Below are 742 nucleotides of genomic sequence, written 5' to 3'. Positions count from 1 at the left end.
AGCATTGATTTACTGAACACGTCGGTAAAAGACGAGCAGCTTTACCTTCTCGACGTGAAAGATTTCGCGACGGTGGTGGAAAGTGTGGAAGTGTTCCGCGATACCTCCACCACACGATTAGTTGCGTATATCGATGAAGAATACACGCATGACTATCGTTTGACGGGGCGTTATCTTGAAATCACTGTCAGCAAGCTTAAACCAAATGAAAAAGTGCCAGACAAGAGCATCTTAGAAAAAGAAGGCAAGCTGATCTCGATTAACTTTCAAGACATTCCTGTGCGTAACGTTTTGCAGCTGATTGCAGATTACAACCAGTTTAACTTGGTGGTTTCGGACTCTGTCGAAGGCAACCTTACACTGCGTCTTGATGGTGTGCCGTGGCAGCAAGTGCTCGACATCATCTTGCAAGTGAAAGGGTTAGATAAGCGTGTTGATGGCAACGTGATTTTGGTCGCCCCGACCGATGAGCTGGATTTGCGCGAGAAGCAGCAGTTAGAAAAACAAAAACTGACGGAAGAAATGGGTGAGCTTTCATCAGAAATCATCAAAGTCAATTTTGCTAAAGCTTCGGATATTGCAGAGATGATCAATGGTGAAGGCAACATTAGCATGTTGTCAGAGCGTGGCAGTATGACCATTGATGAGCGAACCAATTCGCTATTAATCAGAGAATTGCCAGAGAACATCGCCGTTATTCGCGAAATCATTGAATCGCTCGATATCCCAGTCAAACAAGTAC

At 44.7% G+C, this 742-nt stretch carries 1 protein-coding gene; it reads left to right on the top strand.

The window, feature by feature from the left end:
* The coding region (locus tag R7Z49_RS24695; protein ID WP_318112332.1) for a secretin N-terminal domain-containing protein at positions 1 to 742 on the top strand (742 nt) is incomplete at both ends.

The organism is Vibrio sp. 1562 (assembly GCF_033340155.1).
Lineage (GTDB): Bacteria > Pseudomonadota > Gammaproteobacteria > Enterobacterales > Vibrionaceae > Vibrio > Vibrio alginolyticus.
The sequence above is the reverse complement of the archived record's forward strand: the minus strand, read 5'-3'. Positions and strand labels throughout refer to the sequence as shown.